This window comes from Streptomyces luomodiensis (assembly GCF_031679605.1).
Lineage (GTDB): Bacteria > Actinomycetota > Actinomycetes > Streptomycetales > Streptomycetaceae > Streptomyces > Streptomyces luomodiensis.
The window spans coordinates 2,547,341-2,571,079 of the sequence record NZ_CP117522.1 but is presented as its reverse complement, the minus strand read 5'-3'; the positions used below and the strand labels follow the sequence as shown (position 1 = coordinate 2,571,079).

Annotated in this window: 25 protein-coding genes and 1 pseudogene; 8 read left to right on the top strand and 18 right to left on the bottom strand. The window is 68.4% G+C overall.

Translation table 11 applies throughout. The annotated features are described in order from the left end of the window. Positions 1 to 54 precede the first annotated feature (54 nt). The gene (locus PS467_RS11020; RefSeq protein WP_311035116.1) at positions 55 to 288 is read right to left on the bottom strand and encodes a metallothionein; all 234 of its coding nucleotides are present in this window, start codon (positions 286 to 288) and stop codon (positions 55 to 57) included. 63 nt (positions 289 to 351) lie between these two features. Further along, positions 352 to 1,338, bottom strand: coding sequence for a DEDDh family exonuclease (locus tag PS467_RS11015; RefSeq protein ID WP_268971260.1), 987 nt, complete (start codon positions 1,336 to 1,338; stop codon positions 352 to 354). Positions 1,339 to 1,527: 189 nt separating this feature from the next. On the opposite strand from PS467_RS11015, the gene PS467_RS11010 reads away from it, so the two are divergent. Next, on the top strand, positions 1,528 to 2,406 hold the full coding sequence (locus tag PS467_RS11010; protein WP_311035115.1) for a sterol desaturase family protein: 879 nt from the start codon (positions 1,528 to 1,530) through the stop codon (positions 2,404 to 2,406). After that, a complete protein-coding gene (locus PS467_RS11005; RefSeq protein ID WP_311035114.1) occupies positions 2,403 to 3,086 on the top strand; it encodes a lysoplasmalogenase in 684 nt (227 codons plus the stop codon). Before PS467_RS11010 ends, PS467_RS11005 begins: the two co-directional genes overlap by 4 nt. On the opposite strand, the gene PS467_RS11000 is transcribed toward PS467_RS11005, so the two are convergent. Both PS467_RS11000 and PS467_RS10995 read right to left on the bottom strand, forming a co-directional pair. Then, the gene (locus PS467_RS11000) at positions 3,061 to 3,609 is read right to left on the bottom strand and encodes a hypothetical protein (RefSeq protein WP_311035113.1); all 549 of its coding nucleotides are present in this window, start codon (positions 3,607 to 3,609) and stop codon (positions 3,061 to 3,063) included. The two genes, PS467_RS11005 and PS467_RS11000, sit on opposite strands and share 26 nt — an antisense overlap. A 63-nt stretch (positions 3,610 to 3,672) precedes the next feature. Continuing rightward, a complete protein-coding gene (locus PS467_RS10995) occupies positions 3,673 to 5,214 on the bottom strand; it encodes a S8 family peptidase (protein ID WP_311035112.1) in 1,542 nt (513 codons plus the stop codon). A 711-nt stretch (positions 5,215 to 5,925) separates the two neighbouring features. Here PS467_RS10995 and PS467_RS10990 point away from each other — a divergent pair. The 3 genes from PS467_RS10990 to moaA all read left to right on the top strand — a co-directional run bounded on the left by PS467_RS10990 (position 5,926) and on the right by moaA (position 9,111). Next, positions 5,926 to 6,312 (top strand): DUF485 domain-containing protein, encoded by a 387-nt coding sequence (locus PS467_RS10990; RefSeq protein ID WP_311035111.1) that lies wholly within the window; start codon positions 5,926 to 5,928, stop codon positions 6,310 to 6,312. Further along, positions 6,309 to 7,928: a monocarboxylic acid transporter gene (locus PS467_RS10985; RefSeq protein ID WP_268971254.1), complete on the top strand. Its 1,620-nt coding sequence runs from the start codon at positions 6,309 to 6,311 to the stop codon at positions 7,926 to 7,928. Before PS467_RS10990 ends, PS467_RS10985 begins: the two co-directional genes overlap by 4 nt. A gap of 193 nt (positions 7,929 to 8,121) precedes the next feature. Beyond that, the gene (moaA, locus tag PS467_RS10980; RefSeq protein ID WP_311035110.1) at positions 8,122 to 9,111 is read left to right on the top strand and encodes a GTP 3',8-cyclase MoaA; all 990 of its coding nucleotides are present in this window, start codon (positions 8,122 to 8,124) and stop codon (positions 9,109 to 9,111) included. A gap of 554 nt (positions 9,112 to 9,665) precedes the next feature. On the opposite strand, the gene PS467_RS10975 is transcribed toward moaA, so the two are convergent. Together PS467_RS10975 and PS467_RS10970 are read right to left on the bottom strand one after the other, a co-directional pair. Next, the gene (locus PS467_RS10975; protein WP_311035109.1) at positions 9,666 to 9,902 is read right to left on the bottom strand and encodes a hypothetical protein; all 237 of its coding nucleotides are present in this window, start codon (positions 9,900 to 9,902) and stop codon (positions 9,666 to 9,668) included. Positions 9,903 to 10,095: 193 nt separating this feature from the next. Beyond that, entirely contained in the window at positions 10,096 to 10,485 is a 390-nt protein-coding gene (locus tag PS467_RS10970; RefSeq protein ID WP_268971251.1) for a DUF3099 domain-containing protein, read from the bottom strand. Positions 10,486 to 10,709: 224 nt separating this feature from the next. On the opposite strand from PS467_RS10970, the gene PS467_RS10965 reads away from it, so the two are divergent. Next, positions 10,710 to 10,994, top strand: a complete 285-nt coding sequence (locus tag PS467_RS10965; protein ID WP_268971250.1) for a GlsB/YeaQ/YmgE family stress response membrane protein — start codon at positions 10,710 to 10,712, stop codon at positions 10,992 to 10,994. A gap of 223 nt (positions 10,995 to 11,217) precedes the next feature. Here the strand turns inward: PS467_RS10965 and tyrS are convergent, their stop codons facing one another. The 5 genes from tyrS to PS467_RS10940 form a co-directional block, all read right to left on the bottom strand. Continuing rightward, the gene (gene tyrS / locus PS467_RS10960; protein WP_311035108.1) at positions 11,218 to 12,636 is read right to left on the bottom strand and encodes a tyrosine--tRNA ligase; all 1,419 of its coding nucleotides are present in this window, start codon (positions 12,634 to 12,636) and stop codon (positions 11,218 to 11,220) included. Between the two features lie 191 nt (positions 12,637 to 12,827). Further along, positions 12,828 to 14,222 (bottom strand): metallopeptidase TldD-related protein, encoded by a 1,395-nt coding sequence (locus PS467_RS10955; RefSeq protein WP_311035107.1) that lies wholly within the window; start codon positions 14,220 to 14,222, stop codon positions 12,828 to 12,830. Beyond that, the gene (locus PS467_RS10950) at positions 14,219 to 15,754 is read right to left on the bottom strand and encodes a TldD/PmbA family protein (protein WP_311035106.1); all 1,536 of its coding nucleotides are present in this window, start codon (positions 15,752 to 15,754) and stop codon (positions 14,219 to 14,221) included. Before PS467_RS10950 ends, PS467_RS10955 begins: the two co-directional genes overlap by 4 nt. 155 nt (positions 15,755 to 15,909) lie before the next feature. Beyond that, complete coding sequence (locus PS467_RS10945; protein WP_311035105.1) at positions 15,910 to 16,374, bottom strand: DUF3237 domain-containing protein; 465 nt, start codon at positions 16,372 to 16,374, stop codon at positions 15,910 to 15,912. Between the two features lie 11 nt (positions 16,375 to 16,385). Then, complete coding sequence (locus PS467_RS10940; RefSeq protein ID WP_311035104.1) at positions 16,386 to 16,925, bottom strand: phenolic acid decarboxylase; 540 nt, start codon at positions 16,923 to 16,925, stop codon at positions 16,386 to 16,388. Between the two features lie 139 nt (positions 16,926 to 17,064). Between PS467_RS10940 and PS467_RS10935 the strand changes: the two genes are divergently transcribed. Beyond that, positions 17,065 to 17,622 (top strand): MarR family winged helix-turn-helix transcriptional regulator, encoded by a 558-nt coding sequence (locus PS467_RS10935; RefSeq protein ID WP_311035103.1) that lies wholly within the window; start codon positions 17,065 to 17,067, stop codon positions 17,620 to 17,622. Positions 17,623 to 18,027: 405 nt separating this feature from the next. Here the strand turns inward: PS467_RS10935 and PS467_RS10930 are convergent, their stop codons facing one another. From PS467_RS10930 to PS467_RS10910, 5 genes are all read right to left on the bottom strand, one after another. After that, entirely contained in the window at positions 18,028 to 18,330 is a 303-nt protein-coding gene (locus PS467_RS10930) for an immunity protein CdiI family protein (RefSeq protein ID WP_311035102.1), read from the bottom strand. A gap of 29 nt (positions 18,331 to 18,359) precedes the next feature. Next, the gene (locus PS467_RS10925) at positions 18,360 to 18,743 is read right to left on the bottom strand and encodes a DUF5958 family protein (RefSeq protein WP_311035101.1); all 384 of its coding nucleotides are present in this window, start codon (positions 18,741 to 18,743) and stop codon (positions 18,360 to 18,362) included. 4 nt (positions 18,744 to 18,747) lie between these two features. Continuing rightward, positions 18,748 to 19,383 carry a hypothetical protein gene (locus tag PS467_RS10920; RefSeq protein ID WP_311035100.1) on the bottom strand — a complete coding sequence of 212 codons (636 nt, stop codon included), beginning with the start codon at positions 19,381 to 19,383 and terminating at the stop codon, positions 18,748 to 18,750. 178 nt (positions 19,384 to 19,561) lie between these two features. Beyond that, positions 19,562 to 19,918: a hypothetical protein gene (locus tag PS467_RS10915; protein ID WP_311035099.1), complete on the bottom strand. Its 357-nt coding sequence runs from the start codon at positions 19,916 to 19,918 to the stop codon at positions 19,562 to 19,564. A 123-nt stretch (positions 19,919 to 20,041) separates the two neighbouring features. Continuing rightward, positions 20,042 to 20,479, bottom strand: coding sequence for a hypothetical protein (locus tag PS467_RS10910; RefSeq protein ID WP_311035098.1), 438 nt, complete (start codon positions 20,477 to 20,479; stop codon positions 20,042 to 20,044). An 832-nt stretch (positions 20,480 to 21,311) separates the two neighbouring features. Between PS467_RS10910 and PS467_RS42100 the strand changes: the two are divergent. Then, positions 21,312 to 21,785: pseudogene (locus PS467_RS42100) on the top strand (histidine phosphatase family protein); the annotation flags it as partial. Positions 21,786 to 21,899: 114 nt separating this feature from the next. Here the strand turns inward: PS467_RS42100 and PS467_RS42095 are convergent. Next, complete coding sequence (locus tag PS467_RS42095) at positions 21,900 to 22,271, bottom strand: DUF6188 family protein (RefSeq protein ID WP_432280731.1); 372 nt, start codon at positions 22,269 to 22,271, stop codon at positions 21,900 to 21,902. Positions 22,272 to 22,487: 216 nt separating this feature from the next. After that, positions 22,488 to 23,495, bottom strand: a complete 1,008-nt coding sequence (locus PS467_RS10900; protein WP_311035096.1) for an RHS repeat-associated core domain-containing protein — start codon at positions 23,493 to 23,495, stop codon at positions 22,488 to 22,490. Between the last annotated feature and the right edge of the window lie 244 nt (positions 23,496 to 23,739).

The following is a 23,739-nucleotide window of genomic DNA, read 5'->3' as shown; positions in this document are numbered from 1 at the left end:
TTGTCCCTCGGCCGGTGGGGGCGGCCCCGGGACAATCCACGCAGGTGGCCGGGTTCACACATGGTCGACGATGCCCACCTTCCCTTCCGCCCGCGCGCAGTGCGCACAGCAGTAGAAGTGGCCGTCCGCCTCCACGCCCTGCCCGATGATCTGGGCCCGGCAGTGTTCGCAGATGGGCGCCATACGGTGGATGGCGCACTGGAAACAGTCGAAGACGTGCACGCTGCCCTGCGCGTGCACCTCGAACGCCATGCTGTAGTCGTTTCCGCAGACCTCACAACGTGCCATGCGCCTCAGCGTGCGGCCCCGCGCGGTGGCGGGCGAGCGGCGGGCGGGCGCGTCGCGCCGACTTCACCTGTTTGTCGGCGGCGCGGGGGTGACGTCCTGGAGGAGCTGCATGAAGGCCGCCTCGTCGATGATGGGCGTGCCGAAGGAGCGGGCCTTGGCGGTCTTGGACGTGGGCGACTCGGGGTCATTGGTGACCAGCACGCTGGTGAGCCGGGAGACGCTGGTGGCCACGTGCAGCCCGGCCTCGATCGCCCGGTCCTCCAGCAGCTCGCGGTCGACCGAGGTGTCCCCGGAGAACGCCACCCGCATGCCCTGGACCAGCTGCCCGCCCGGCTCGTAGCGCCCGGGGTTGGGATAGGGGCAGGCGGGGCGCTTGCGGCTGGGGCGCCAGGTCTGCCGGTACGACCGCTGGTGGCCGATCGCCGGGCCGTCGGACCACTCGGTGAGCGGCTGGCAGGCCAGCAGCGGCAGGCGCAGCCCGGTCGCGGCGGCCCGGAGGAGGCTGGGCCGGAACGCCTCGGCGAGCACCCGCGCGTCGTCCAGGGCGTGGTGGGCGCGCCGCTGGACCACGCCGTAGTGCGCGGCGAGGGTCTCCAGCTTGTGGTTGGGCAGGGGCAGGCCCAGCTCCTTGGAGAGGGCGATGGTGCACAGCCGCTGCCGCACGGGCGCGGTGCTCTTGGTGCGGGCGTACTCACGAGCGAGCATCGACCAGTCGAAGGCGGCGTTGTGCGCGACCAGGACGCGGTCGGCGAGGCGCTCGGAGAGCTCCCCGGCGATCTCGGGGAAGCGCGGGGCGTCGGCGAGCATCTCCGCGGTGAGGCCGTGGATCCACACCGGGCCCGGATCGCGCTGCGGGTTGACCAGGGTGTACCAGTGGTCCTGCACCGCGCCCCGGGCGTCGAGCTGATAGACCGCCGCGGAGACGATCCGGTCGTCGCGGGCGAGGCCGGTGGTCTCCACGTCGACGACCGCGTACCCCTGCGGATAGCTGGCCGGCCATGCGGACGGCGGGACGGGGTGCGGTGCGGTTGCCGTCGGGTCTTCGAGCATGGTCCATGAGGATACGGGCCGTCACCGACAGCCCTGACGGGCGGGCCGGTCGGGACGGGCGCGGCCTCGGGTTGACGGGGTGTCGGGCGAAGCCCCTGGGGCAGCCGTCGCCTTGTTGACACACCATCTACCGTACTTGTTGGTAACCAACCCTAGCCGTGGCCTTACGGGCGGTTCTATGTTGCGGACATGCCGCATCTGCCCAATGCCGTGCTGTGGTCCATACCGGCCTTCGTCCTGCTCACCGTCGTGGAGATGGTGAGCTATCGCCTCCACCCCGACGAGGACGCCGAGGGCTACGCGGTGAAGGACGCCGCGACCAGCGTCACCATGGGGCTCGGCAGCATCGTCTTCGACCTGGTGTGGAAGATCCCGATTATGGCGATCTATACCGCCGTCTACGAACTCACCCCGCTGCGCGTCCCGGTGATGTGGTGGACGCTGCCGCTGATGCTGCTCGTCCAGGACTTCTTGTACTACTGGTCGCACCGCGGGCACCACGTCGTCCGCGTCCTGTGGGCGTGCCACGTGGTGCACCACTCCAGCCGCAAGTTCAACCTCACCACCGCCCTGCGGCAGCCGTGGACCACCTGGACGGTATGGCCGTTCTACGTGCCGATGATCGCGCTCGGGGTGCATCCGGCGGCGGTGGCGTTCTGCTCGTCGGCGAACCTCGTCTACCAGTTCTGGATCCACACCGAGCGGATCGGCACCCTGCCGCGCCCCGTGGAGTTCCTGTTCAACACCCCGTCGCACCACCGTGTCCACCACGCCTCCCAAGGGGGCTATCTGCACCGCAACTTCGGCGGCATCCTCATCGTGTGGGACCGGCTCTTCCGGTCGTTCGTCCCCGAGACCGAGCGGCCCGTCTACGGTCTGACGAAGAACATCGCCACCTACAACCCGCTGCGCGTGGCCACGCACGAGTACGCGGCCATCGCCCGCGACATCGCGGCGGCGCGGGACTGGCGCGAACGGGCGGGCCGGGTCTTCAGGGGGCCGGGCTGGCAGCCAGGACCGGCCCCGGAGGCCGGGCACCCGGAGCCGGCCGGCGAGCGCGTGGGATGACGGCCGCCGCCGGGCGCGCGGCGCGGGCCCTGCCGGTCTGCTTCGCGCTGCTGACCGCCGTTCACCTGGGCGCGCTCCTGGCGGGCGCCACCACCGCCGTCCAGTTCACCAAGCCCGCCCTGATGCCCGTCCTCGCCGCCTGGGCCCTGGTGCGGGGCGGGCCGTGGCCGCTCCCCGCCGCGCTGCTGTGCGGCTGCGGCGGGGATGTGCTGTTGCAGATCGGCGGCGAGATCGCGTTCCTGGCCGGAATGGGCTGCTTCGCGGCCGGACACCTCTGCTATCTGGCGCTCTTCGCCCGTACCGTACGGCGCCGTACGGCGCTCCGGGCGGCCGCCGGATACGGGGCGGCCTGGCTGGGCACGGTGGCGCTGCTGTGGCCCGGTCTCGCGCCGGAGCTGCGGCTGCCCGTCGCGGGCTACAGCCTGCTGCTGACGGCCATGGGCCTCGGCGCGCTCGGGGCGGGCCCGTGGACCGGGCTCGGCGGGGCGCTGTTCCTGCTCTCCGACACCCTGATCGCGGCCGGGCTCGCCGACTGGCCGCGGCCGCCGGTGCCCCAGTTCTGGATCATGGCCACCTATGCCGCCGCCCAGTGGCTGCTGACGGCGGGGGTGCTACGCGCCGGGGCCTCACGCCCCGGGCCGGCAGGGGCGCTCGTCAGGCCGGGACGGGAAGCCGCCTGAGCCGGACCACGCGCAGCGGGTCCGAGGGGCGGTCATGGCTCAGCTCCCAGCCCTGGGCGCGGGCCGCCTGGACGACATAGCCCGCGCCCACCCCGCGGTACTCGCGCACCGTGATGTCGTGCGGGCCCGGCGGCGGGGCCTTCCGCGCCTTCTGGGCGGCCAGCTCCTTGCTGGTCCACGTGGCGATGCGGTGGTCCACCCGCGCCCGGTAGAAGGCCGCGTCGCCCTCGTGCCGCAGCTCCGGGAGCGTCACGCACCAGGCGGGCCACACCGCCACCTTGTCCCCGAACGCGTCCATCAGCCGGAGGAAGCCCCTCTCGAACCCGGGGATCACCGTAAGGATCTCGCCCACGAGGGCGGCGGCGATGAAGGCGAGGAAGATCACCACTACCAGCACCCACCACACCGGCAGCAGCAGCACGGTCAGTACGAACCGGATCAGCAGGGAGAAGGCCGGCCGCGGGGGCAGCGGTCCCCAGAGGTCGTGGGGGTGCACGGAAACGAGGTCCTCTCGCGGCTTCATGGGGGACGCGTACGGGCCGCCGGGGCGAAGTCGCCCCGGCGGCCCGTGCATTGTGTCAGCCGGTTACTTCTCGACGGCGTCCAGGGCGTCCGCGAGCCCGGCGCCGTAGAAGCCGTTGTACCGCTCACCGCCCTCGCACACCGCGTCGACCGTGCCGTTGCCGTCGATGTCGTACTCGGTCGGGCAGGCGATGTCGTCGGCCTCGGCCTTGAGCAGCGCCTTCACCTGCGCCGCGGAGGCGTGCGGATGGGTGCTCTTGATGAGCGCCGCGACACCGGCCACATGCGGCGAGGCCATCGAGGTGCCCGCCATGTAGCCGTACTGCCCGCCCGGCAGCGTGTTGTAGATCAGGCCGCTGGTCGCCGGGGGCTCCGGCTTCTGGTAGGCGGTGCTGTCGCCGCCGGGGGCCGCGATGTCGATGATCCCGAGGCCGTAGTTGGAGAACGAGGACTTGAGCCCCTTGGCGCCGGTCGAGGCCACGGTGACGACGCCCGGCAGCTGGGTCGGGATGTCCAGGCAGACGCTCGGGTCCACCTCCCGGTCGCCGGGGGTGGTGTCGTTGGGGCTGGACGGGTCGGTGATGGTGTCCGAGGTCAGGTCGTAGTTCTCGTTGCCCGCCGCGGCCACGTTGACCACGCCCTTGCGCTCCGCGTACGACGAGGCCCGGCGCACCGCCTCGACCAGGGCCTTCTGGTCCGGGTCCGTGGTGCAGTTGAAGTACCACGGGTCGGTGTAATAGCTGTTGTTGGTGACGTCCACACCGTGCTCGGCGGCCCAGACGAAGCCGCAGACGACCGCCTCGGTGTAGAAGAACCCGCCGGTCGTGGACACCTTGATACCGGAGACCTTGACGCCCGGGGCCACCCCGGTGACGCCGATGCCGTTCTTCGCGGCGGCGATCTCACCCGCGACATGCGTACCGTGCGGGGACTCCTCGGCGCTCGGCCGCCAGGCGCCGTCGGTGGTGTCCGGCTTGCCCGTCACACAGTTGACGGACGCCTTACGGTCGAAGTTGGGCGCCAGATCGGGGTGGGTGTCGTCCACGCCGGTGTCGATGACCCCGACGGTGACGTTCCGGCTGCCCAGGCTCTTCTCATGTGCTTTGTCCGCCTTGATGGCCGGCAGATCCCACTGGAGTGGCTCCAGCGGGTCCTGCCCGGCCGAGGCCTTCGCCGCCACCGCCTGCCGCTCCTTGTCGCTCAGCAGCTTCGGCGTGTCGATGTCGTCGGTGGACTGGGCGGGCAGCGGGGCGGTGCGGGTGTTGCCGGCGGAGGCGACGCCGCGGACCTTACGGACGGTCTTCGCGAAGTCCGGGTTGGCGGAGTGGACGACGATGACGCCGATCCGGTCGTACGACTCCACCACCGTGCCGCCGGCCTGGGTGATGGCCTTGCGGATCCGGGACGGGTCCTGCCCCGGACGGGTGTTGACGACATAGCTCAGCGACGGACCGTCGGCCGTGGTGGCCGTGGTGGCCGTGGTGGCGTCGCCGTCCCGCCCGAGAGCGGTGGCGGTGGTGGGCAGGAAGGCCAGCGCGGTGGTGAGCGCCATGGCGGCGGGTATCGCGGCGGTGCGCAGCGGCAGGGAGGTGCGGCGCGGCGTCATGGGTACTCCGGTTCTCTCGACGTGGGTGAGACGGGGTGAGATGGGGTGCGACGGGGTGACACGTGGGCCAGACGTGGCGGGAACGTGGCTGAGGGGGACCTGGGCCGACGGACCGGGCTGGATCGACAGCGTTCCGGACCGGGGGCGCGGACGCGCGCTCAGCGCGCCACTCGGGGGACGCGGAGCCCCCGGGCGCGGGCGGCGGCCCTGGGGGCCGGGTCAACGGCCGTGGTCCGGCCGGGGTCATCCGCACCAGCGAATGTGCGCGCCCTCATGGCGCGGATCCCGCTCGCCGTCGTGACACCCCGGGACGCCGCGGGACCGGGGGAGAGACGGCGGGGAGTGGTGAAGGGGTCATGCGGAGCGTGCGGAGCCGACGGACCGTCAAAAGCCCGCCGTCCGGGTCTTGGAGGAGCCGATCTCGGTTGAGGCATGGGGTCTCCACTTCGTCCTCAAGGGCCGCCCGAACGCAGTGCGCGCTTGGGCGGGTACATGACGAAGGAAGCTATCGCTGATCAAGGTCGGGCATCAATGCATTCCGGAAGAAAACCCGCCACAGTACCCGGAGCCGATCCCTCCGCCGAATTCTTATCCCTCTTTCAATCAACCGGCCCCTGTCGTACGGGTCGGCGTCGCCCTACCATGCGTGATCCGGATCACTTCGCGCCGCCGTTTCCATCCCCGCTCGGACCCACCTCACCAGGAGAGACCGTGGATACCGCACCGGCCAGCGATCGCCCCGACGATCAGCGGCAACAAGACCGTTCACCCTACGCCGAGGTGCAAGCGAGCGCGGAGTTCGGCGAACTGCGCGGTGCCCACCGCTCGTTCGCCTTCCCGCTCACCATCGCGTTCGTCAGCTGGTACCTGCTCTACGTCCTGCTGTCCAACTACGCGGACGGCTTCATGGGCACCAAGGTCGTCGGCCATGTCAACGTGGCCCTGGTGTTCGGGCTCGCCCAGTTCCTGAGCACCTTCCTCATCGCCTGGTGGTACTCCCGGCACGCCGCCGCCAAGCTCGACCCCCGCGCCGAGGCGATCAAGTCCCGTCTGGACAAGCCCAGTACGGGCAAGACCCCTGTGGAGGAGCGTCCATGAGCCACCATCTGCTCGCGGCCGGGAGCACCTCGGACAACCGGCCGCTGATCGTCACGCTCTTCGCGGTCTTCGTCCTGGCCACCCTCGCCATCACCGTATGGGCGGGCCGGCAGACCAAGGACGCCACCGACTTCTACGCCGGCGGCCGCCAGTTCTCCGGCTTCCAGAACGGCCTCGCCATCTCCGGCGACTACATGTCCGCCGCGTCCTTCCTCGGCATCGCCGGCGCCATCGCGCTCTCCGGCTACGACGGCTTCCTGTACTCGATCGGCTTCCTCGTCGCCTGGCTGGTCGCCCTGCTGCTGGTCGCCGAGCCGCTGCGCAACTCCGGCCGCTACACGATGGGCGACGTCCTCGCCTACCGGATGCGCCAGCGCCCGGTGCGCACCGCCGCGGGCGTCTCCACCATCGTCGTGTCGATCTTCTATCTGCTGGCACAGATGGCGGGCGCCGGCGTGCTGGTCTCCCTGCTGCTGGGCATCACCAGCGAGGCGGGGAAGATCCTCATCGTCGTCCTCGTCGGCGTCGTGATGATGCTCTACGTCACCATCGGCGGCATGAAGGGCACCACCTGGGTGCAGATGGTCAAGGCCGTACTGCTGATCGCGGGCACGCTCCTGATCACCTTCCTGGTGCTGCTGAAGTTCCACTTCAACGTCTCCGAGCTGCTCGGCGAGGCGGCCAAGAACAGCGGCATCGGGGAGTCGTTCCTGGAGCCGGGGCTGAAGTACGGGATCAACGCCACCAGCAAGCTCGACTTCCTCTCCCTCGGCATCGCCCTGGTGCTGGGCACCGCGGGACTCCCGCACATCCTCATCCGCTTCTACACCGTGCCCACCGCCCAGGCCGCCCGTAAGTCGGTCAACTGGGCCATCGGCATCATCGGCGTCTTCTACCTGATGACCATCGCGCTGGGCTTCGGCGCCGCCGCGCTGCTCGACCGCGACGACATCATCGCCTCCAACAAGTCCGGCAACACCGCCGCTCCGCTGCTCGCCGAGGAGGTCGGCGGCGGGGCGAACTCCACCGGCGGCGCCATCCTGCTCGCGGTGATCTCCGCGGTGGCGTTCGCGACGATCCTCGCCGTGGTCGCCGGACTCACCCTCGCCTCCTCGTCCTCCTTCGCCCACGACCTGTACGCCAACGTCATCCGCAAGGGCCAGGCGACGCAGAAGGAGGAGATCTCGGCGGCCCGCTGGGCCACCGTCGGCATCGGCACCGTCGCCGTGGTCCTCGGGGTCTTCGCACGGGATCTCAACGTCGCCGGACTCGTGGCGCTCGCCTTCGCGGTCGCCGCCTCCGCCAACCTGCCGACCATCCTGTACAGCCTGTTCTGGAAGCGGTTCACCACCCAGGGCGCGCTGTGGTCCATCTACGGCGGACTGATCTCCTCGGTCTTCCTGGTGCTCTTCTCGCCCGTCGTCTCGGGCAAGGAGACCTCGATGTTCCCGGATGTGGACTTCCACTGGTTCCCGCTGGAGAACCCCGGCCTGATCTCCATCCCGCTGGGCTTCCTGCTCGGCTGGGTGGGCACCCTGGTCTCCAAGGAGGAGCCGGACAAGGACAAGTACGCCGAACTGGAGGTCCGCTCGCTCACCGGACACGGCGCCCACTGAGCCGCCTGGGCCGCTGAACCGCCTGGACCGCTGAACCGCCTGGGCCGCTGAACCGCTTGGGCCGCTGAACCGTTTGGGCCACTCCTGCGGCCCCTCCCTGTCACACCCGTCACGTACGCTGCCAGAAGGACAATTGACCACCGTGGACAATTGACCACAGTGCACGCGACGCCAACCGCGGAGGGGCCGCACCATGCTGATCGACACCTATGGTCGCGTAGCCACCGACCTGCGTGTCTCCCTGACCGACCGCTGCAACCTGCGCTGCACCTACTGCATGCCGGAAGAGGGCCTGCAGTGGCTGGCCAAACCGGATCTGCTCACCGACGACGAGATCGTCCGGCTGATCCGGATCGCCGTCACCGAGCTCGGGGTCACCGAGGTCCGCTTCACCGGCGGTGAGCCACTGCTGCGCCCCGGTCTGGTCGGCATCGTCGAGCGCTGTGCGGCCCTCACCCCGCGCCCCGAGATGTCCCTCACCACCAACGGCATCGGGCTGGAGCGCACCGCCCAGGCCCTGCGCGACGTGGGTCTGGACCGGGTCAATGTCTCGCTCGACACGCTGCGCCCGGAGGTCTTCCAGGCCCTGACCCGGCGCAAGCGCCATGACGATGTGCTGCGCGGCCTCCAGGCGGCGCACACCGCCGGGCTGACCCCGGTGAAGGTCAACGCCGTGCTGATGCCCGGACTCAACGACGACGAGGCCCCCGAGCTGCTCGCCTGGGCCCTGGAAAACGGCTATGAGCTGCGCTTCATCGAGCAGATGCCACTCGACGCCCAGCACGGCTGGAAGCGCGAGGGAATGATCACCGCCGGGGACATCCTGGCGAGCCTGCGCACCCGCTTCACCCTCACCCCCGAGGGGAACGAGGAGCGCGGCTCCGCGCCCGCCGAGCGCTGGCTGGTCGACGGCGGCCCGGCCAGGGTCGGCGTCATCGCCTCCGTCACCCGCCCCTTCTGCCGCGCCTGCGACCGCACCCGGCTCACCGCCGACGGGCAGGTGCGCACCTGTCTGTTCGCCCGAGAGGAGTCCGATCTGCGCGGAGCGCTGCGCTCCGGCGTCCCGGACGAGGAGATCGCCCGGCTGTGGCGGCTGGCGATGTGGGGCAAGAAGGCCGGTTCCGGGCTCGACGACCCGTCGTTCCTCCAGCCCGACCGCCCGATGTCGGCGATCGGCGGCTGACACCCTCCGGGGCGGCCCCGCACCCTGGGCGGAACCGCCGCCCAGGCCCTTCCGGGCGGAGCCATCGGAGCCACCGAGGCCGCCGGAACCGGCTCCACGGTGACCTGGGTTCGGTATATTCCTCGTGTCGACACGGGAGGGCCCGACCCGGGTGGCACCCCGAGCCAGACCCTCCTGCGCGGTTCACAAGCCCGGTCGCCTAGCTATCGACCGGGCTTCCGCGTGTGCGGATCCGGTCGCGACCGTCTCCTGCGTTGAACCGCTACCGCACGAACTGTCCCACCGTGGCGATGACTGCCACGAACAGCCCTGCCGCCGCCAGATAGACCTGCCACCTCTCGGCATCGGTCCACCTTGGCCCGCTTGGTTTCGTGTCGCTCCGACCACTCACTCACTTCCTCCTCGCTCCTCCAGCAGCCTCGCTGAGGGATTCAGCGGGCCTGCCGCGAGGGGCGCGCTTCGGAAACGCCAGGAAGTATGGCACGGGCGACGGGGCGCGGTTCACCGGAACCGCGCGATTGATCTGAGGTTTTCCTGAGTCCGCGGGAACGGTGTCAGTGGTCGGTGGCCGACCACTCCTCCAGCGTCACCACGTCCTTGAGGAAGCCACGCATCCCGAGGAACTTAGACAAATGCTCGCGGTGCTCCTCGCAGGCCAGCCAGGTCTTGCGCCGCTCCGGAGTGTGGATCTTGGGATTGTTCCAGGCCAGCACCCATACGGCGGGGGCACGGCAGCCCTTGGCGGAGCAGATCACGGTGTCGGTCTCGGCGGTGGTCTCAGGGGTGTTCACACCGCAGACTCTACGGAAGACCCGCCGGACAGGGCGACGCCGGGCAGCCACGGGGGGAGCCGCCCGGCGTCGGTCCGTCGCTCCGACGGGGGATGCGGAGCGCGTACGCAGTATGTCACGAGGGATAGGGCGCGGTGCACCGGAACTGCGCGATTGATCTGAGGTTTTCTTGAGCTTGCGGAAACCTGGCAGGTCAGCCGCGCTCGCCGCGTCCAGGTTCGCTGATATGTCCGAGGTCCTCCGGGACGGATTCCGCCCCACGGGAATCGGACGGCTCCTCACCGCGCCCGGCGATCAGCATCGGACGGGGCGGGGTCGGGATGAAGGTCGTGGGCAAGGAAGTGGCGTTCTCCCGGCCCGCGTTGGCGATCACCACCGCGATGTACGGAAGCACCGCGCCGAGCACCAGGGCCACGATGGCCACATGCCGTTCCACGTTCCACAACACCGCCGCCAGCACGACCGCGACGGTCCGCACCGACATCGAGATCACATAACGCCGCTGCCGGCCGCGTACGTCGTCGGCCAGCCCCTGCCGGGCTCCGGTGATCCGGAAGACCTCCGTACCGCCCTGCTTCCGCATCACGTTCCACCACCTGCTCGCCGAGCGGGCATCCCCCGCTCTGGGACGTACTCAACGTTACGCCGCGCCTGCTGTCGGTTCGAGACCGGGGCGCCCTGACGGGTGTCGTCCTGGGTGCGCCAGAAGGCGTACCGGCCCTCCGGCGTGCGCCGTATCCGAAGTGGCCGAACACTGGAAGGGATGTGCGTCCCGTCGCATCCCTTCGCTGCGTGTCAGGAGGCGACATGAACTGGCTATGGGCGATCATCGTCGGTCTGATCCTGGGTGTGATCGCCAGGGCGATCCTGCCCGGCAAACAGGCCATTCCGCTCTGGCTCACCTGCATCTACGGCATCCTCGGCGGCATGCTGGGCAATGCGGTGGCCGGCTGGATCGGGGTCCGGCACACCGGGGGCTTCGACTGGATCCGGCATCTGCTCCAGCTGGCGGGGGCCGTGGTGATCGTCGCCCTGGGCACTCCGCTGTGGCACACCATCCGCAGTGGCGGACGCAGACGTGGTGTGACCTGACCGACGGCGGCCGGGGAGCGGGGGCGCGTCGTGAGGGTGACCGTACGCATACGGCCCATACGCATACGCCCATACGCATCGGTTCGTGCGCATACGTCCATATGCATACGGCCATGTGCATACGGCCCATACGCGCGGCGGCCGGCGCACGTGCTGGAGACGCGCACCGGCCCCTGCTGCGGCCCCTGACGGGGGGCTTTCGGCTCGTAGCGGAGCGGGCGGGCTACACCCCCCGCACCTGGGCGATCTTGCGCCCGGCCTTGAGGTAGACCGTGCCGGAGTCCGCCGTGAGCCCGGTGGACGCCAGCGTCTCCGTGACCACCTCGGCCAGCGGCCGCACCGCCTGGGCCTCGGGCAGCACCACCGACTCCTGACCGCCCTCGGTCTCGACGACCAGCCGCAGACCGTTCTGCTTGGCCACCCGGCGGGCGGCCGAGGCGCTGGGCTGGAACTCCAGCACCTTGCTCAGCACGGTCGCGATGGACTCGGCGCCGTGCTCCCCGGCGTCGACCACCGGCAGCGTCCCGACGTCGGCGAAGCTCTTCTTGGAGAACTGGGCGACGAAGCCCGCACGGGCCGCCATCGCCTTCTCGACGCCGTACAGCGCCGCCACCACCTCACCCGCCAGGACCTTCTTCAGGTCCATCGGGTGCAGCGACCGGTCCTCCACCCGGGCGGTCACGGTGGCGATCTCCGCGTCCGTCCACTCGGTCCACGCCTGAAGGTACGGCTTCATCAGCCGGTCCGGAATCGACATGATCTTGCCGAAGACGTCGTCGGCGGTCGCGGACAGCGCGACGTAGTTGCCCTTGGACTTGGACATCTTCGCGCCGGTGCCGTCCGTGCCCTCGATCAGCGGCATCGTGACCACCAGCTGCGGCCGCTGCCCGCGCAGCTCCATCAGCTTGCGGCCCATCTGGAGATTGAGCAGCTGGTCCGCGCCGCCCAGCTCCACATCGCACTCCAGGGCCACCGAGTCCAGGGCCTGCGCGATCGGGTAGAGCAACTCGGACATGGTCAGGCCGGAGCCGGCGGCCAGCCGGTTGCGGAAGTCCTCGCGCTGGAGCAGCTGCGAGACCGGCACCTGGGAGAGCAGCCCCAGCAGCTCGGGGAAGGTGAACGGTGCCAGCCACTCGCTGTTCTGCCGGAAGCTGACCTTCTCGAAGTCGAAGAAGGGCCGGACCTGGTCCTGGTAGCCCGCGAGGTTCCGGGCGATGTCCTCGTCGGTCAGCGGCGGGCGCTCCGCCGTACGGCCCGACGGGTCGCCGATCTTGGCCGTGAAGTCGCCGATCAGCAGGGTGACGTCATGTCCCATCCGCTGGAAGCGGTTGAGGATGATCATCGGCACCACATGGCCCAGATGCACATCGGCGGCCGTCGGGTCGATGCCCAGCTTGATGCCCAGGCCCTGGCCGGCGCCGACGCGCTCCTCGATCCGCTTGGCCAGCTCCTCCACACCGGGCAGGATCTCGACCGTACGGGACGCGATCAGCTCGGCCTGCTCCAGCGGCGACAGGTCCGTCAGATCGAGATAGCGCCGCGAGCCCGTCTCCTCGAGCAGCCGCTCGACGGTCTTGTCGGAGGAGAGGTCCTGGGTGAGGAGCTCACTGGCGCGGGCGACGGATTCGCCGAGGCGTGTCATGGCGTTCCTGGAGATAGACGAAACGGATAGGGAAGAGATCGGGACAGGCGTGGACCAGTCTATTCGTCCGGTCGGGGCGGCCGGCCGGGGCGGCAGGTCCTCCCGAGCGGCCGGTCCTGCCCGAGCGGCAGGTCCTGCCCGAGCGGCAGGACCGGCGGGGCCGGCGGGACCGGCGGGGCCGGCGGGACCAGTCACACTCCCTTGCTGACCGAGCTCATGTTGAAGTCCGGCACGCGCAGCGCGGGCGCCGCGGCCCGGTTGAAGTAGTCGCTCCACTCACGCGCCAGCGTCCGCTCGGTGCGGCCCGCCTCGGTGGCCCGGGAGAGCAGATCCACCGGGGACTCGTTGAACCGGAAGTTGTTCACCTCGCCGACCACCTCGCCGTTCTCCACGAGGTAGACGCCGTCCCGGGTCAGCCCGGTCAGCAGCAGCGTCGCCGGGTCGACCTCGCGGATGTACCACAGGCAGGTCAGCAGCAGCCCCCGCTCGGTCGAGGCGACCATCTCCTCCAGCGAGCGCGTGCCGCCCGCGTCCACGATCAGGTTGTCGACGGCGGGGGCGACCGGCAGCCCGGTGAGACCGGCCGTGTGCCGCGTGGTGATCAACCGCTCGAGCACCCCGTCGCGGACCCAGTCGGTGGCGGCCAGCGGCAGCCCGTTGTCGAAGACCGACGCGTCGTCCCCGGAGGAGTGCGCGATCACGAACGGCGCCGCCTCCAGCCCCGGTGCGGCCGGGTCGCTGCGCAGCGTGAGGGGCAGCTCGGACAGCTTCTCGCCGATCCGGGTGCCGCCGCCCGGCTTGCTGAAGACCGTACGGCCCTCCGCCGCGTCCCGCGCCGAGGCGGACCACATCTGGTAGATCAGCAGGTCGGCCACGGCGCTCGGGGGCAGCAGCGTCTCGTAGCGGCCGGCCGGCAGCTCGATCCTCCGCTCGGCCCAGGCGAGCCGCTGGGCGAGCTCGGCGTCGATCGCGGCCGGGTTCACATCGGTGAAGTCGCGGGTGGCCCGCCCGGCCCAGGCCGAACGCGTCCGGTCCGGGGACTTGGCGTTGACCTCGAGCGTGCCGGTGGGCTGGTCATGGCGCAGCCGCAGCCCGGTGGAGGTGCCCAGATAGCTGGAGACCAGCTCATGGTGGGCGAATCCGTACAGCTCCCGGCCGCCCGCGCGGGCGGCCGCGAAGGACTCGCCGAGGACGGGGGCGAAGTCGGCGAACACCTCGGAGGAGGTCACGGCGGGGGAGTCGGTGAAGCCGGGCGAGACGGACGCTCCCGGACCGGCAGCCACCAGGGGCTGGGCGTCCTCGGCCGGCTCCGCGCCGCGCGCGGCCGCCTCGGCGGCCCGCACCAGCGGCTCCAGCTCCTCGGCGGTCACCGCGGACCGGGACACCACACCCGAGGCGGTGCCCCGCGCGCCGTCCACCGTGGCCACGATGGTCAGGGTGCGGCCGCGGGTGACGCCGTTGGTCGTCAGGGCGTTGCCCGCCCAGCGCAGATTGGCCGTGGAGGTCTCGTTCGCGATCACCACACAGCCGTCCGCGCGGGACAGCTCCAGGGCGCGCTCGACGATCTCATGCGGCTTGGTGCTCATCGCCCGGCCTCCTGGGTGGTGTTGAGGATGTTCACGCCGCGGAACAGTGCCGACGGGCAGCCGTGCGAGACGGCCGCGATCTGTCCGGGCTGGGCCTTGCCGCAGTTGAAGGCGCCGCCCAGGACGTAGGTCTGCGGGCCGCCGACGGCCGTCATCGAACCCCAGAAGTCGGTGGTCGTGGCCTGGTAGGCGAAGTCGCGCAGCTGCCCGGCGAGAGCCCCGTTCCTGATCCGGTAAGCCCTCTGCGCCGTGAACTGGAAGTTGTACCGCTGCATATCGATCGACCAGGAGCGGTCGCCGACCAGATACAGACCGTTCTCGACGTCCCCGATCAGCTCCTCCGTCGAGGGACCGTGGGGCGCGGGCCGCAGCGACACATTCGCCATCCGCTGCACCGGCACATGGCCGGGCGAGTCGGCGAAGGCGCAGCCGTTCGACCGCTCGAAACCGGTCAGCCGGGCGATCCTGCGGTCCAGCTGGTAGCCGACGAGCGTGCCGTCCTTGACCAGATCCCAGGACTGCGCGGCCACCCCCTCGTCGTCGTACCCGATGGTGGCCAGCCCGTGCTCGGCCGTCCGGTCCCCGGTGACGTTCATGACCTCGGAGCCGTACTTCAACGTCCCGAGCTGGTCGAACGTGGCGAAGGAGGTGCCCGCGTACGCCGCCTCGTAGCCCAGCGCACGGTCCAGCTCGGTGGCGTGACCGATCGACTCATGGATGGTCAGCCAGAGATTGGACGGATCCACCACCAGGTCGTACGTCCCGGCCTCGACCGAGGGCGCCCGCATCTTCTCGGCCAGCAGCTCCGGGATCTCCGCCAGCTCGGCGTCCCAGTCCCAGCCGCCCGCACCGGGCCCTCCGGTCAGATACTCCCAGCCGCGCCCGACCGGCGGGGCCAGGGTGCGCATCGAGTCGAACTCACCGCTCGCCGGGTCCACGGCCACGGCGGTCAGCTGCGGATGGAGCCGCACCCGCTGCTGGGTGGTCGTGGTGCCCGCCGTGTCCGCGTAGAACTTGTTCTCCTGCACGGTCAGCAGCGACGCGTCCGCGTGCGCCACCCCGTCGGCCGCCAGCAGCCGCTCGCTCCACTGGGCGAGCAGCCCGGTCTTGTCGGAGTCGGCCACATCGAAGGGATTGACGTCATACGAGGAGACCCAGACCTTGTCGGCGTGCACCGGCTCGTCCGCCAGCTCCACCCGCTCATCGGACCCGGCCGCCTCGATCACCTTGGCCGACAGCTTCGCCATCGCCACCGCCTGGGAGGCGACCCGCGCCGCCGCGTCCATGGTCAGATCCACCCCGGACGCGAACCCCCACGCCCCGCCGTGCACCACCCGCACCGCATACCCCAGATCGGTGATGTCCGAGGTCCCGGCCGGCTTGGCATCCCGCAACCGGTACGCGGCACTGCGCACCCGCTCGAGCCGGAAGTCGGCATGCTCGGCCCCGAGCGCGCGGGCGCGCGCGAGCGCCGCGTCGGCGAGCGCCCGCAGGGGCAGCGCGAGGAAGGACGGATCAATCTCGTGCGGCACGGGCGACTCCCCTTCGGTCGTGTAGGTGTCCGTCGGCAGTGAACCATGCCGATCCGTCTCGGGTCCGGTTAATTCGTGCCTGCAAGGCGCCCATGAGCCGAAGACGCCGCCCTCGGTGTGCTACCGGGGCGGCGTCCTCGGGGCAGGGCCAGTGGTCAGCCGAGCAGGAAGACATCCAGCTCCACGCTGTCCGGCCGGCGCTCCCCGGTCGCGACGAAGAGACGTTCGTTGAGCCAGGCCAGCCTGGGGGCGGCGGTGGCCAGGCGGGGGAAGCTGCGGAAGTAGATCCGCTCCGGCGCCACCTCCTCGCCCCGGACGATGGCCGCGATGTCCTCGGGGCTGCCGGAGCGGATGCCGGTGTTGTGCACCGCGATCCGCTCGCCCTCATCCGTCTCCAGGGCGTACTGGGCGTCGAGTTCGGTCAGGGTGGCGGTGCGCAGGACCTGGTTGTCGGCCCCGCCACGCAGGACGGTGCCCCGCACGTCCGGCCCCGCGAAGCGGCCCCCGGTCAGGGGCACCAGCCGGCGGTGGCCGTCGGGCGCCTCCCCGAGGTCGTAGGGGGCGTCCACGTGCACCGACAGGTGGGCGAAGAAAGTGAGCGGCGGGGGTGCGGGAGTCACGGTCGCCGTCCTCAGTTGACGCGGTCGGCGAAGCCCGCGGGCAGTTCCTCGGGACCCACCGCGATGACATTCTCGTCGTTCTCGCCCACGTGCTCGAACAGGGTGATGCGGGCGAACTCCGGGACGACATAGATCGGGTAGGTGGGGCCGGCGTCCCGGTAGGCGCGCATCTCCTCCAGGTGCTCGTTCTGGTAGAGCACGGTCTTGCTGCCCTCCTGCTCGATCCACTGCGGGAAGAAGATGGTGCCGTGCAGGACCCGCCGGCCGGGCAGCACGTTGACGACCACCGAGGTGCCGGTCGGCTCGTTCCAGGAGATCTTGTAGGCGTCGTCGGCGAGTTGCACCAGGTCGACTTCCTGGTCCTTCACCCAGCGGCCGCCGACCATGCCGGTGTGGATCCGGTAGTCGATGGTCGTGGCGTTCTTCACGTACATCTCGTACTGCCAGCCGTTGGCGTAGGTGTAGATGAACCGGTGCCCGGCGATGCCGGACAGGTCCTGCGGCGGGACGGGGTTCTCGACGGTGGTCGGTGTGGCGTACGCGGTGCTCATGGTGGTGCTCCTTGCTGTGCGGTGGGCGAGGGCCGGCGGGCGTGTGGTTCAGGCCGGTCCGGTTCCGCGCCCTGGATTCATTGTGCCACAAAACATGTTTGTCACAAAACTAAGTGCCCGTGGGCCCACAATGGGGGGCATGCGCAACACGGACAGAGCAGCGAGCGGTGGCGGGAAGGGCGACGGCGGTGCGCCCGGCGGCCGGGGAGTGGCCGGAGCGACCCGGGTGGCCGCCGGACTGGGCGGCCTGCTGGGCCCGCTGCGGCGCGCCGTGCTGCGCGCCACCCGCAACGCCGAGGGGCTGCCGGACCTGCCCGAGGCCCAGATCGAGCTGCTACGGGCGCTGTCCTCCGCCCCCGACGGCCTCAGCCCCGGCGCGGCGGCCAACCGCCTGCGGGTGGCGCCCTCCACCGTCAGCAACCTCGTCCGGACGATGTCCGCCGCGCGGCTGGTGGACCGGATCCGCCCCGAGCACGACCACCGGACCGTGGTCCTCACCGCCTCGGCGGATGCCCTCCAGCTGCTGGAGCGCTACGACCGCGCCAGCACGGCCGCCCTCACCCGGGTCGTCGAGGAACTGCCCGAGGCCGACCGGCTGGCCTTGGACCAGGCCCTGCCCGCCCTGGACCGGCTGGTCGCCGCGCTGGAAGCCGGGGCGGGAGCCGGTGCCGAGGCTGGAGACGACGCGTCGATCTGAGCCAGCCGGTGAACTCGACGTTGACGACATCCGTCGCCGCTGACGTCTTGCCAGGGCTGTGGGCGGGGTCGAGGTAGGTGAGGAACATTCGGAACCCGCCACCAGACCGAGGGTCCTGCTGCTCGATCCGTCCGCGCATGTCGTCCGGCGGCGGCCATGCCTCAAGGGACCCAGCGGGTCCACCAACGCCCGTACGTCCTCGGGCGGCAGGTCCACCAGGTCCTCGACCGTGGTGGACGCCCAGCCGCACGCCTCCGCGGACTGCGCGAGCCCTTGGAGCGAGGTGAAGACCGGCAGCGTGGGCCGCCTTCGGCGGTCTCCGGGACCAGGAAGCCCGGGTTCTCCGGGCGCTGGAAGTACAGCCGCCGCTAGCGCCGGCCCGGCGCACAGGTCGGCGATATGGGGTCATTCGATCTCGATGTGTGAGGCTGTCGACTGATCGAAGTAGGAGACGCGCCAGGTCTCGTCGAGCTCATCGCGCAGACGGCGAGCCAACGTATGGCCCCGCTCAACGAAGCTTCGCTCCGCCTCTTCCGAACGGAATCCGGAGATCGCCGGGTCATCCCGGTTGTACGTCGCTTCGTACTCGTCTCCCCAACGATCCAGATCCTCTATGAGCTGCCTGCTGAGAGGAAGCGAGTCGGGCGCTACGTTATCCAGTCCCTGTTCAGTGATCGTCCACACGGGATAGCACTCGTAATCCGCCAAAAGGCGCACCGTACGCGTCCTTGTGGCGCTCATAGGTTATGCCAATAGTGAATGCAGGCGCCGCGACACTCTGTTTCTCTTCGCCGAGTGTCGGCTACTGCGAACGTCGAAAGCAAGACGCGGAAGGACCGCGGATACTCGCTAGGGGGAAGGTTGATGATCTTCCCCATCTGCTCAAGAACTGGTTCTCGCGCGATCAAGACGGCAGGAGTCATCGTCGACTTTAACCCTGACCGCGCCAGGCCATTTCGTCCATCCTCTGCCGTTACGTGCGCCTGCATCGCGTAACGAACCACCTCCTGCAGCACCGCTCTCTGCTCGTCCCGGTCCAGCGAATGGAACCAGCTAACGGCTTCGTCCATGCCGCGTAGCCCTTGAGCAACCTCATTGATCATCCGCTCCGGCTCTTTCATGTGATCACATGAAAGAGCCGGAGCGATGGAAAGCCGACAGTTCGACGCTCCAGATATCTCCTGCCCCCGGAAAGTTATTCCGCACGGAATCTGGATCCGTGATCACCTGAATAGCCGCAATGGATTCTTCTATGCGGTGCTCCTGATACTCTCCGAGGTGCTCTCCGCGGCGCACCTCGACCTTCGGGAATAGATGTCCCAGCTCCTGTCTGACATCTTCCCACCGGGTGTACGGATCGAATGTCACTTTCGCGGATGCGCACAACTCCTCAATGAGCTCTGGAGATCTTGAAAGCCTGTGAACTTGAATCGTCAGCCACCTGCAGGTCCATTCCGATGGATCACTGAACGTAGCCTCTGCGACTCCGTAATCCCGCCGCAGAAGCTTGGATCCTTTATACTCGTGCACCACATCTATGAATTCCAGATTGATCGCCTCATCGAAATCGGCCATGAGGCTGCCGGGTCCGACGCCGTACATCTTTCCTGATCCCAGCGCATCGGCAAGCGCCTGAACTCCGGTCTTCACATCTTCTCCAATGCCTTGATCAGGCAACGTAGTCCCAGGTGCGGTCGGCGATCGCCGTGTCGGCGACCTGAGGGTTAGAGAGAGGAAGGCTGCGTCGATCTCGTGCGGCACAGACGTCCCCTTGCTCAGTGGTCTACTGCGGCTGCGGTCTGCATCCGTCGACAGTGAACCGTGCCGCTACGGTTTGGGACGCGGTATTTCCCGCGCCCCGACGGACTCGAGGCACCCTGGCAGCGACACGCACGGGCGTTGCAGCGGCAACCGCTCTTGTCGGCAGCGGCCTTTCGGGTCATGAAATCGCTTGCCGTAGCCTACTGATCCACCGGTTACAGACCTCCGTGTTGATGTCGTAAATTAGCTCTGGAGTGGAGATTTCAAAAAGGAACTGGAGTAGCAAATCGTCATGCTCTTCAGCTACGCCAATGGCGTCCAAAGAATGAACAACCTCCGCCCAGTCGATCAGCTCCTGTGTCGAGATGCCGCCCGCGAGGAACTTCTCTAGAGCTGAGATCGCGCTCTCCGGACAGAGATAAACGACCTCGTCGATCTGGCCATGGCTCGCCGACTGTGCGGCACGAACTAGATCATCTATGTGTCCATTTAGGGCAAGCAGGTCAAGAAGTTTCTGGATTTCCTGCTGCTGCACGTTAACTCCAGTGGTCTGGGAGGCGGGTGCCGTCCCACACGAGGTGGATACTGGGAGGTGACTGAGTTGTCCCGAAAAGTCGCTGTTCCAGGATGCGCCGACCCGGCGGGCGGCGCGGGCGACTCACGTCCATCGATGTACGCCCGGTTGGCTTGTGTCCGTCGGCAGTGAACCATGGCTGCACGGCACGGAGCGCTGTTTTTGCTGCAGGCGCCGGACCTCATGTTTGAAACCTGGCGCGCCGACTTGCCAGTCGTAGTATGAGGCGTCGGGCCGTGAACTCAGACCGAAATCGTCAGCGCTGGTCTTTCGGTTCCGGAAAACCATGGAGAGCGTAGATTGCCTGACGCCGAATGTTCCAATCGATTCCGTAATGTATTCAAGCCCCTCGTCGTCATAGTCGCTAAGTACATCCTCGCTGTCGTCGATACCGAATGTGCAATCAGCGTACGAATAGTGCTGGAAGTGTTTCCCGCTTGCGCCTTTTGGAAAGTTATTAATGCGAGCGACCAGTTCACCGTAGTGCTCTGACTGCGTGAAGAGGATGAGTGTGTCTCTCATGACCTAATTGTTCCCGTTAGCGTCTCTTTGTCGTACATCCCCAATGCCGACTTGGTGCTGCTCCGTGAGTAGTCTCGACTTGGCTGACTGTGCGAGGTCCCGCAAATCATGCCACTCCCTGGTGTTCCGGAGTGCTGATTCAGTCCACGCTCCAGGTCCAACCTCGGTCATTATTTTCAGATGTGCATCAATCGGGTCGATTGCATCTAGTATGGCGGCGGGTACAAGGCCTTCTTGGGCCTTTCCCTGGGCGAGGCGGTATATGTCGTCGAAATCCAGCGCGAGCTCATCAATGCCTACACTCAGTCGGTGTGTGTAATCCAGCTGTTTGTCGGGTTGCCAGGTCAAAGCGTCCAAGGCGGAAAATAGCTGGTGATAGAACTTATCTAGCTGAAATATGCCCACCTGATGATGCCTCCAGGTCGCTTTCTGCTCGTTGGCTATTCAGCGCGTGCCCGCTCCGTGATGACCGTCGCCGGGGTCCTACAGCACCGAGTCCTCCCGTGCGGGCACTGTCCGTACCCGTACGGCGGCCCTGCGTACCCGCTGCCTGTCTAGTCAGACTAGGCATAGTTCGCCATGTTCAGTTACGTGAATGGCGAAAATGCCCTAGTCCGCTGACTGGATAGGTCGGCCGGATTGGTGGTTGGGGCGGCTGGACGGGGAGTTACGGTCTCCGGCCACTGGAGGTTTGGTGGCTGAGCCTGTGCGAGTGCGCAGACTGACCGACTAGGAGGGGCAGACGCTCCACCAGATCTTGCGCCGGGGCAGCACCAGCTCGGTGTGCTATCGCCGGGCGACGATGGCGGCCTGACCATGAACGGGGGTAAACATGGCGATCCAGCTGGTCTACGAGACCCATGCCACGACCACTGACAATGAGGCCGGAATTGCCGCCGGCTGGCTACCGGGCGCCCTCTCACCGACCGGCTACCGCCAGGCCCGGCACCTCGGCGACCGTCGGCGTGACGACGGCATCGCGGCGGTGTTCACCTCCAACCTGTACCGCGCCGTGGCCACCGCGCGGATCGCTTTCACGGGCACCACGCTGCCGATCCACCAGGATCCCCGCCTGCGTGAATGCAACTACGGGCGCCTCAACGGCTGCCCGCAGGCAGTTCTCGCCTCGCTGCGAGGCCGCCACATCGACGAGCCCTTCCCCGGCGGCCAGAGCTACCGCGATGTTCTGGCCGCCACAGACGACTTCCTCACCGATCTGGCCACCCAGTGGGATGGCAGCCGCGTTTTGCTGATCGCCCACTCGGCCAATCGATGGGCCCTGGACTGCTTGCTTACCGGCGCCCACCTCGAAGATCTCGTCCAAGCCCCGGCTCACTGGCAGCCCGGTTGGGAATACACCCTCCCGTCAACGACCTGCCACCGGCGCAACCCGGCAAACCTTCCCGGTCAGGTCAGGACACTACTGTTCGCTCCATCGTGCGATCTCGCCGCCCGGTATGCATGTCACTCGACTCCCGTTCGGCCCCACAAGTCCCCAAGCCTCGTAGTCGGAATTCGGAGGCACAGTCAATTTCGCACCGCTCTCGAACGAGATAAGCAGATCCCCAGCGCTTCCTACCTCAGCCGAAGCAACAGCATCCTGTACGAGGTTCACCAATTGGACGGCAGCAGGACCTGGGGATTCCGGATCAAACAGCACCAGATCCCCACCGGGCGCCTGGATGCTTGCATCTGTCTCCACACGAACCTCGTAATCCTCGTTGGTGAGAAGCGTGAGAGCCGCATCGAAACAGACGCGTGTGACTGATTGGCCTCGGAGCTTCAGGTCCATGCCTACCATCCTGCTGGAAGCGGATACGTACCGTCGGGATTCATGGGAATGTGCGTCTCGGCTTTCGAGCCAGGCTTCCCATTCATGCCTATCGGCTGCCCATGCGCATTATAGAAACGCACATACCCGTCCGGGTACCTATCGGTCGGGTTCATCACTCGAATCATGTCAGCGTTACCCTTGGCGCCAGGAGCCTGCCAGACGCTTCCCTTGCCGTTATCGGCGGTTCTCGCGACCACCGCAGCCTGCCAACCCTAGGCGATCGTTCCACGTGTAGGGGTGATGCACGTACGTCACCGCATTGGGGGCGGGGTCCAGGCCCAGCGGATCTGGCGAGGTGTAGCGGGCGGTTTCCGGGTCGTAGTGGCGGAAGTGGTTGTCCTGGAGGCCGGTTTCGAGGTCGGCGTATTGGCCCGAAGCGCAAGGGGCGGTCGGCTGAGCCGGGTGGGGAGGGGAGGGGGTGCCCCAGAGGGTGGTGCGGTGTTGCCAGGCGAGGGTGCCGTCTAGGGTGACCAGTTCGGTGGGGGTACCGACGAGGTCGGTGATGATGGCGTGGAAGCGGGCGTCGTATTCCGACTGGGGGGCTTTATCGGTCAGGCGGCGGAGGATTGGTGAGGACTCCTCCGTCGGTTCATGCGGTGTGTGGTGCTCGGTTTGGGTTATGGGGCGGTGGGTTTCTGGGGCGTAGTCCCAAGTCAGCGTCGCGCCCTCGGGCCTCGTCTGCTCCGCCAGCCTTGTGCCGTCCCAGGTGAAGTCGATTCGGTCGGCGACCGTGCCGTCCTCGGTCAGGCGTTGTTTTGTGGTGCGGCGGCCCAGGGGGTCGTAGGTGTAGTGCCAGTGGTCGCCGTCGGGGGTGGTTGCGTCGGTGAGGCGGTCTTCGGGGTTCCAGGTGTAGGTCCAGGTGCGGGTCTGGCCGTTGAGGAGTTTGCGGGTGCGGCGGGTGACGCGGCCCTGGGAGTCGTGTTCGTAGGTGGTGCAGCCGGCGTGGTGGATTATCGTGCCGGTGAATTCGCGGTTGCCGGACACCGCTTCGTGGGCGGGGGCTGTGGCATGGGTGAGGTTGCCCGACGGGTCGTAGGCGTAGGTCTCGGTGCAGCCGTGTGCGTGAACCGCCGTCACACGGCCGACCGGGTCCAGGTCGAAGTGGCGGGTGCCGGAGGTCAGCTCGCGGATTTCGGTGAGGTGGTCGTCCGGGCGGTAGGCGTATGTCCGGTGTTGGAGCAATGCTCCGGCGGTTCCGCCGGAGGAGGTGTGGGTGAGGGCCTGTGATGTCAGGCGGCCGAGTCTCGCGGGTGCTGTCCGGCCGGGGGCGCCCGGCGGGCTTTGAGTGTCGGCCGCGGGGCGTGGGCACCGGTCCGTCGCGTTCCTCAGTTCAGTGGGGGTACTGCTCATCGAGTGCGGCGTTGGACCACCTCAACGCCCCTTTGAGCGGTCCAAGGTTGCACTCATCAGGTTCTGCCCAGACACT